At 51.0% G+C, this 255-nt stretch carries 1 rRNA gene; it reads left to right on the forward strand.

Annotated elements, in window-relative coordinates:
• Positions 1-255: ribosomal RNA gene (locus KW844_RS28960) — 16S ribosomal RNA — on the forward strand; the annotation flags it as partial.

A 255-nucleotide genomic window follows, 5' to 3' on the forward strand; every position in this document is an offset into this window, starting at 1 on the left:
TACGGGAGGCAGCAGTAAGGAATATTGGTCAATGGACGGAAGTCTGAACCAGCCATGCCGCGTGGAGGATGAAGGTCCTCTGGATTGTAAACTTCTTTTATTTGGGACGAAACACTTTCTTTCTAGGAAGCTTGACGGTACCAGATGAATAAGCACCGGCTAACTCCGTGCCAGCAGCCGCGGTAATACGGAGGGTGCAAGCGTTATCCGGATTCACTGGGTTTAAAGGGTGCGTAGGCGGACTTGTAAGTCCGT

The sequence above is a fragment of the Chitinophaga sp. sic0106 genome (assembly GCF_019219075.1).
In the GTDB taxonomy this organism is placed as follows: Bacteria; Bacteroidota; Bacteroidia; order Chitinophagales; family Chitinophagaceae; genus Chitinophaga.